This window comes from Streptomyces sp. NPDC055078 (assembly GCF_053607985.1).
On record NZ_JBSGUP010000363.1, the window covers coordinates 1 to 7626 of the forward strand.

Here is a 7626-nt window from a genome sequence, read left to right on the forward strand (position 1 = left end):
TGACGGGAAAGTTCGGTCACGTCCCCAGCGGACCCGCCCTCGTCATCGCCCGCGACCGGATCCGCCCGTCAGCGGACAGCCCTGGTCAGCTCACCGTCCGGGGTGTCGCCGCCCAGATCCCACAGGAACATGCCTCCCAGGCCCTGCCGCCTCGCGTACGCCGCCTTTCCCGCAACGGTGTCCGGGGTGTCATAGCTCCACCACTCGGTGCCGCAGTGGGCGTAGGCGGTCCCGCCGGCCCGTCCGGTGGCGGGGCATCTGGCCTTCAGGACCCGGTAGTGGTCGACGCCCGCCTCGTAGGTGCCATCGGCCGGGCCCGTGGCCGTGCCCCCGGGTTCTCCCCGGGTGACGCCCGTCCAGCCGTGGGCCTCGAAGGAGATGCCGAGCAACAGCTTGTCCGCGGGGATGTCGAGGTCCTTGAGCCTGCGGATCGCCGCGTGGGCCGTGGCGCTGCGCTGCGGGATGCCCGGATACGCCGTGAGCGGTGCGTGCGGGGCGGTCGGGCCACGGGTGTGCCCGGCGCGGTAGAGCCCGTACGTCATCACGTTGAACCAGTCGACGTCGTCGGCCGCGCCCTCGTAGTCGGCCGCGTCGATCCCGCCGCCCGGTGCGGCGTCGGCGGTGATGGTCGCGGTGACCAGGTCGTCGTCGAACTCCGCGCGCAGCGCCGACATCAGCTTGCGGAACGACGTGCGCCCGCTCGAATCGCAGGTGCGCCCGCAGGCGTTGGGATACTGCCAGTCGATGTCGATCCCGTCGAAGACATCGGCCCAGCGCGGATCCTCGACCAGCGCGCGGCAGGACCGGGCGAACGCCTTGGCATCGGCCGCCGCCGCGGCGAGGCCGTCCGACCAGTACCAGCCCCCGAACGACCAGATGATCTTCAGTCGGGGGTGGAGCTTCTTGAGCTTCCGCAACTGGTTGAAATTGCCCCGCACCGGCTGTTCCCAGGTGTCGGCGACGCCGTCCACGCTCTGGGCGGCGCTGTAGGACCTGTCCCAGTCGGCGTACGAGTCCCCGTGCCCGCAGCCGGTCCGCGAGGGGAAGCCGTAGGCGTATCTGATGTGGGTGAGCCTCCCGGCCGATCCCGATGTCTGGATGTTCTTGATGTGGAAGTCGCGGCCGTAGATGCTCCAGTTGGTGTAGGTGCCGACCACCTTGTCACGGGGCGGGGCGATCGGAGCCGTGGCCGCCGGGGGCGCTTTCGCCGCCGGGGTGCTCTCGCGTGCGGATGCGGTGGGGGTGCCGGTGAGGAGGGTCGCGCCGAGTGCGGCGGTGCAGGCCGCTGCGATCAGAGCCCGTAATCGGGCACGCGGACGGTGGGGAGCGGTCATCGGATCTCCTCGGAGGGGAGAACGAACGGGTGACTGTCGACCGTCTGAGCGATATGGCATGTACATGGCCATGCCCTGGGCAACGGTAGGAGAGCACGATCACCCGGTCAATGCCCCTGGCAGGGGCCATCGGGCCGAGCCCGTCGGGAATCGGCCATGCCCCACCCGTACCGGCGGCCGGGGGCTCCCACGGACCCGCTCGGCGGTCGCCCCACGGCACCCGTGACGTAGCTCCGCTGATCGGGCATACTCAACGCGCCACAGCCGCCACCACACCACTTCCGTGATCCGGAAGGGCAGCATCGGCCTGGCAGCAGGACCGGCGATACGCGACCACACCCTTCGCGCGTACCGCCGCAGCGCCCGACAGGGAGGAGAGCGCCGTCATGCCCGAACGTGCCCCGCAGCCGGTGGAGCGTCAACTGCCCACCGAGGAATCCAGGGACCTCATCACCCTGGTACGCGACATCATCCAGCGGGAGATCGCTCCCCACGCGGCCGAGGAAGAGGAGTCGGGACACTTCCCCCGGGAACTCTTCACCCTCCTGTCGGAGTCCGGACTGCTCGGCCTCCCCTACGACGGCGAGTACGGGGGCGGGGACCAGCCGTACGAGGTCTATCTCCAGGTCCTGGAAGAACTCGCCGCCGCCCGTCTCACCGTGGGCCTCGGCGTCAGCGTCCACTCCCTGTCCTGCCACGCCCTGGCCGGATACGGCTCCAAGGAGCAGCAGGCCCGGGAACTGCCCGCCATGCTCGGCGGCGGACTGCTCGGCGCGTACTGCCTCTCCGAGCCCGCGTCCGGCTCCGACGCCGCCTCGCTGCGCACCAGGGCGGTGCGCGACGGCGACGACTGGGTGATCACCGGCACCAAGGCGTGGATCACCCACGGCGGGATCGCCGACTTCTGCACGGTCCTCGCGCGGACCGGCGCGGAGGGCTCCCGGGGCATCACCGCCTTCCTGGTCTCCGGCGACGCGCCGGGCCTTGAGGCCGCCGTCCCCGAGAAGAAGATGGGCATGAAGGGCTCACCCACCGCCCAGCTCCACTTCGACGGTGTCCGTGTCCCCGACACCCGCCGCGTCGGCGACGAGGGCCAGGGTTTCGCGATCGCGCTCTCCGCCCTGGACTCGGGACGGCTCGGTATCGCCGCCTGCGCGATCGGCGTCGCCCAGGCGGCCCTGGACGAGTCACTCGCGTACGCCACCGGACGCCTGCAGTTCGGCCGCCCCATCGCCGACTTCCAGGGGCTGCGGTTCATGCTCGCCGACATGGCCACGCGGGTCGAGGCGGGCCGTGCGCTCTATCTCTCCGCGGCCCGGCTGCGCGATGCCGGGCGTCCGTTCTCCCGGCAGGCCGCCATGGCCAAGCTGTTCTGTACGGACGCGGCGATGGGCGTCACCACCGACGCGGTCCAGGTACTCGGCGGCTACGGATACACGCAGGACTTCCCCGTCGAGCGCTATATGCGCGAGGCGAAGGCCCTCCAGATCGTCGAGGGCACCAACCAGATCCAGCGCATGGTCATCGCCCGGCATCTGGCGGGCCCCGAGAGCCGCTGATCACCCCGCCGTCCCCTGCGCCGTGCGCAGGCCGCCCTCGGGGCGCCCCTGACCGTACGAGGGGCGCGTCGGGGCGGAGTGCCGCGCTCGCTGCTCCGGGCGGCGGGCGATGGGTCCGTGCCGCCCCTCCGGGCGGCGCGCGTTCGATCCGGGCGGCGGGTTCGTTCTGTGGTGTGCGTTCGCCCTGTGGGGTGCGTTCGCTCTTGAGCCGCGTGCTCGTTCTTGAGTCGCGCGTTCGTTCTTAAGCCGCGCGCTTGTTCTGCGCGGCCCGCTCGCGCATCGGCGGAAGCCGCAGCGGACGCGAGCCCGCACCCCCGACGTGCGAGAACGGCTGCATCCGCCAGTCCAGCCCCTGAGGCAGCGTCAGCAGCAGTCCCATCTCCTGCTCATGGGCCTCCAGCGTCTCGTCCGCGGGCCGGGCCTCCGACGCGGGCCGCCCGGTCCCGGCGCACACCGTGAGCCCGAACGGATTCCACGGGGTGGGGCACAGCGCGTGCTCCGGCAGGATGGCCTCGTCCGCCAGCAGCGCGATTGGCTGGGAGCAGTCCGGGCAGATGACCCGGTACATCTCGAAGGTGTCGTACTCGGTCAGCTCGTCCGGCTCGGCCGCGACGTCCGAAGCAGCCGGATTGACGGGCTCCGGTTCGGTACGGCCGATGTTCTTGACACTCTGCATGGGATCTCCCCCTCGGGTGGGCCAACCAGGCACATGTGGCCTCGACCACAGCAAGCACTTCCCCATGCGGCCGGCAGGTAACCATCCGGTCACGGCACACCCCCCGTCGGCTGTGTGGTGTTCGTCACATGCCCGCCGCGGGTGCCCCCGTAATGGCCGTCGGCTGTGCCGGAAGCGACCTGGGCAATTAAGTTGATCCGCATGGAGGAGCTGGATCGTCAGATCGTTGAATTGCTCGTCAAGGACGGGCGCATGAGCTACACGGACCTGGGCAAGGCCACCGGCCTGTCCACATCGGCGGTGCATCAGCGCGTCCGCCGGCTGGAACAGCGCGGGGTCATCCGCGGCTATGCGGCCGTCGTCGACCCCGAGGCGGTCGGACTGCCCCTCACCGCTTTCATCTCGGTCAAACCCTTCGACCCCAGCGCCCCCGACGACATCTCCGAACGCCTGGCGGACGTGCCCGAGATCGAGGCGTGCCACAGTGTCGCGGGCGACGAGAACTACATCCTCAAGGTCCGGGTCGCCACCCCGCTCGAACTGGAGAACCTGCTCAGCCGCATCCGCGCGCTGGCGGGCGTCTCCACCCGCACCACCGTCGTCCTCTCCACCCCGTACGAGGCCCGCCCGCCGCGTATCTGAACCACTGCCTACGGGGCAGTCTTGGGACAGTCTTTAGGCTGTGCCCATGACCGAGAGCACCGCCCCTCCCGCCGAACGCCGCACCACCCTGCTGCGCGGCGGAGAAGTCCACAGCCCCGCCGACCCCTTCGCCACCGCGATGGTCGTCGAGCGCGGGCACATCGCCTGGGTGGGCTCCGAGGGCGCGGCCGACGCCTTCGCCGGCGGAGCCGACGAGATCGTCGATCTCGAAGGTGCTCTCGTCACCCCGGCGTTCACCGACGCACATGTGCACACCACGGCGACCGGTCTCGCCCTCACCGGCCTCGACCTGTCCGGCGCCCGCACCCTCGCCGAAGCGCTCGATCTCGTACGCCGGCACAGTGCCGGGCAGCTCCCGGGCCAGGTGCTCATCGGGCACGGCTGGGACGCGGCCCGCTGGCCCGAGCGACGCCACCCCTCGCGCGCCGAGCTGGACGAGGCGAGCGGCGGCCGTCCGCTCTATCTGACCCGTATCGACGTCCACTCCGCCGTTGTCACCACCGCCCTGCTCGACCTGGTCCCCGGCGTCACCGGACGCACCGGCTACCACCCGGACGCCCCGCTCACCGCCGACGCCCACCACGCCGTACGGGCCGCCGCCCATGCCGCGGTCACCCCCGCACAGCGGGGCGCGGCGCAGCGGGCGGCACTGGAGCGCGCGGCGTCCCTCGGTATCGGGTCCGTTCATGAGTGCGCCGGTCCCGACATCTCCGACGAGGACGACTTCACCGCCCTGCTGGCCCTCGCCGCGGCCCGGCCAGGCCCGCGTGTGGTCGGCTACTGGGCCGAGCGGATCGCGGATGCGAAGGGTGCCCGGCGCATCCGGGAACTCGGCGCGGTGGGCGCCGCCGGCGATCTGTTCGTCGACGGCTCCCTCGGCTCTCACACCGCCTGCCTGCACGCCCCGTACGCGGACGCCGGGCACACCGGCACCGCCCACCTCGACGCGGCGGACATCGCCGCCCATGTCACGGTCTGCACCGAAGCCGGTCTCCAGGCGGGCTTCCACGCGATCGGCGACGCCGCCCTCACCGCCGTCACCGAGGGCGTCAGGGCCGCCGCGGAAACCCTCGGCATCGCCCGGGTGCGCGCCGCCCGCCACCGTGTCGAGCACGCCGAGATGCTCACCCCCGAGGCCGTCGCCGCCTTCGCCGAACTGGGCCTCACCGCCTCCGTCCAGCCCGCGTTCGACGCCGCGTGGGGCGGCGACGACGGGATGTACGCCGAGCGCCTCGGCGTCGAACGGGCCCGCACCCTCAATCCGTACGCAGCGCTGCTGCGCGCCGGAGTGCCGCTCGCGCTCGGCTCCGACAGTCCCGTCACCCCGCTCGACCCCTGGGGCACGGTCCGCGCCGCCGCCTTCCACCGCACGCCGGAGCACCGGGTGTCCGTACGAGCCGCCTTCACCGCGCACACCCGGGGCGGCCGACGGGCCGCCGGCCGCGACGACGCGGGCACCCTGGTGCCGGGCGCCCCGGCCGACTATGCCGTGTGGCGCACCGGGGAACTCGTCGTCCAGGCCCCCGACGACCGGGTGGCCCGCTGGTCGACCGACCCCCGCTCCGGCACCCCCGGCCTGCCCGATCTCACCCCAGGACGTGAACTGCCCGTCTGTCTGCGGACGGTGGTCTTCGGACAAACCATCTTTGAGCGGCCGAACGAGTGACGTACGGACATTTCGTACTGACAACTGGCAGTTGGGGTGTTCGGCCACGACCTGCGGATCTTCGCCACCGACCCGGCGAATTGGGCAAACCGCGCAGATCGCACGACTGTTGACATGAAGCGCCCAAGGGCGGGTAGGTTCGGCCGAGTCCACCAAAGGACGTCCGACCGGCAGACCTCCACGCAGTCGTCGAACGCCGCTGGGCCACGGGGCTGTGCACCGCACCGGCGCACCGCCACTGGGAGCCAGGTCCAGCGCCCGCGCCTCGGGGGCGAGGGAAGGTTTCGGCCGGCCGGCAGGTGCGACCCGGATGGGGTCCGGCGTTCAGTAGACAACGGCTTTCGGTCGACCCGCAGCCAGCGGGTCCCAGGTCGGCCCGAAGGACGCCGGACCCCGATCCGCACCCATGGATCCACCCCTCCCCTCGGTACTCCCCGGCGTACTTCCCCCACCTTTCCTCCGCATTTCCCGCCGCCTTCCCGCCGCCTTCCCTCCGCGTCCGGCATCGCTGGTCCTCGGCGTCGTGGCGGTGCCCGTCGCTCGCTATGGTTGGGTTCTGTGCACGGACATTTAAAGGGGCAGCAGTGAACGACGGCGCTAGGGCCAGTGACGCCCGGGGAAAGCGGTACGGGCCCCTCGGGAGATCCTTGGTGATCATTCCGACTTACAACGAGGCCGACAACGTCGAGCGGACCGTCGCCCGCGTGCGTACCGCCGTCCCCGACGCGGACATTCTCATCGCCGACGACAACAGCCCCGACGGCACCGGCAAGCTCGCCGACGAGATCGCCGGTCGCGACGACCAGGTCCGGGTCCTGCACCGCAAGGGCAAGGAAGGTCTCGGCGCCGCCTACCTCGCCGGGTTCGCCTGGGGCATGGAGAAGGGCTACGGCGTACTGATCGAGATGGACGCCGACGGGTCCCACCAGCCCGAGGAACTGCCCCGGCTGCTGACCGCCCTCAAGGGCGCCGACCTGGTCCTCGGCTCGCGCTGGGTCCCCGGCGGCCGGATCGTCAACTGGCCCAGGTACCGCCAGTTCATCTCCCGGGGCGGCAGCACCTACTCCCGGCTGCTCCTCGGCCTGTCGATCCGGGATGTCACCGGGGGCTTCCGTGCCTTCCGCGTCGAGACCCTCAGGGGGCTCGGGCTCGACCAGGTCGACTCCCAGGGCTACTGCTTCCAAGTCGACCTCGCCCGCCGGGCCGTGGCGGCCGGATATCACGTGGTGGAGGTCCCCATCACCTTCGTGGAGCGCGAGATGGGCGACTCCAAGATGAACCGGGGCATCGCCGTCGAGGCCCTGTGGCGGGTCGCCGGCTGGGGCGTATCCCACCAGGCGAACCGGCTGCGCGGCGGCCGTACCTCCCGGTGACGCTCGGCTGACGGCCTTCCTCGCGGTCGGCTCCCCGGCGGGTGCCCGGCTCCCGCGCGCGGCGCCGGCCCGAGGCCGGTTCCGGCGCGTATCCCGGGCCGGGGCTTCCGCGCCCGGCCACCGGCCGGGTTTCCGGGACTGGTTCGCGGCGCGCGCTCCCGGGCGCTGGTTCGGGACTGGTTCGCGGCACGGGCCCAGATGCTGGTTTCGCGGCGCGGGCTTCCGGGGCTGGTTTCGCGGCGCGGGCTCCCAGATGCTGGCTCGCGGCGCGGACCCCGACGTGGCTCCCCGGCTGCCCGCAGGCGGAACGATCTTTCTCACCACCCCTTTACGCCGCTTCGGCGGGTGTCCAGGC

6 protein-coding genes are annotated in these 7626 nt (G+C 71.8%); 4 read left to right on the plus strand and 2 right to left on the minus strand.

What is annotated here, in order from left to right; genetic code table 11:
* Positions 1-68 precede the first annotated feature (68 nt).
* Complete coding sequence (locus tag ACWF94_RS25965) at positions 69-1334, minus strand: glycoside hydrolase family 18 protein (protein ID WP_453493144.1); 1266 nt, start codon at positions 1332-1334, stop codon at positions 69-71.
* 386 nt (positions 1335-1720) lie between these two features.
* On the opposite strand from ACWF94_RS25965, the gene ACWF94_RS25970 reads away from it, so the two are divergent.
* The gene (locus tag ACWF94_RS25970; RefSeq protein ID WP_453493147.1) at positions 1721-2893 is read left to right on the plus strand and encodes an acyl-CoA dehydrogenase family protein; all 1173 of its coding nucleotides are present in this window, start codon (positions 1721-1723) and stop codon (positions 2891-2893) included.
* Between the two features lie 241 nt (positions 2894-3134).
* On the opposite strand, the gene ACWF94_RS25975 is transcribed toward ACWF94_RS25970, so the two are convergent.
* Entirely contained in the window at positions 3135-3569 is a 435-nt protein-coding gene (locus ACWF94_RS25975) for a hypothetical protein (protein ID WP_453493150.1), read from the minus strand.
* A 201-nt stretch (positions 3570-3770) separates the two neighbouring features.
* Here ACWF94_RS25975 and ACWF94_RS25980 point away from each other — a divergent pair, with 201 nt between their 5' ends.
* From ACWF94_RS25980 to ACWF94_RS25990, 3 genes are all read left to right on the plus strand, one after another.
* On the plus strand, positions 3771-4211 hold the full coding sequence (locus ACWF94_RS25980) for an Lrp/AsnC family transcriptional regulator (protein ID WP_453493153.1): 441 nt from the start codon (positions 3771-3773) through the stop codon (positions 4209-4211).
* Positions 4212-4257: 46 nt separating this feature from the next.
* The gene (locus ACWF94_RS25985) at positions 4258-5898 is read left to right on the plus strand and encodes an amidohydrolase (RefSeq protein WP_453493156.1); all 1641 of its coding nucleotides are present in this window, start codon (positions 4258-4260) and stop codon (positions 5896-5898) included.
* 650 nt (positions 5899-6548) lie between these two features.
* A complete protein-coding gene (locus tag ACWF94_RS25990; RefSeq protein ID WP_453493159.1) occupies positions 6549-7271 on the plus strand; it encodes a polyprenol monophosphomannose synthase in 723 nt (240 codons plus the stop codon).
* Positions 7272-7626: the final 355 nt, after the last annotated feature.

What these genes read in the sequence shown, in the direction of transcription:
- ACWF94_RS25965 (WP_453493144.1), bottom strand. Translation starts at nt 1,334, where the DNA reads ATGACCGCTCCCCACCGTCCGCGTGCCCGATTACGGGCTCTGATCGCA.
- ACWF94_RS25970 (WP_453493147.1), top strand. Translation starts at nt 1,721, where the DNA reads ATGCCCGAACGTGCCCCGCAGCCGGTGGAGCGTCAACTGCCCACCGAG.
- ACWF94_RS25975 (WP_453493150.1), bottom strand. Translation starts at nt 3,569, where the DNA reads ATGCAGAGTGTCAAGAACATCGGCCGTACCGAACCGGAGCCCGTCAAT.
- ACWF94_RS25980 (WP_453493153.1), top strand. Translation starts at nt 3,771, where the DNA reads ATGGAGGAGCTGGATCGTCAGATCGTTGAATTGCTCGTCAAGGACGGG.
- ACWF94_RS25985 (WP_453493156.1), top strand. Translation starts at nt 4,258, where the DNA reads ATGACCGAGAGCACCGCCCCTCCCGCCGAACGCCGCACCACCCTGCTG.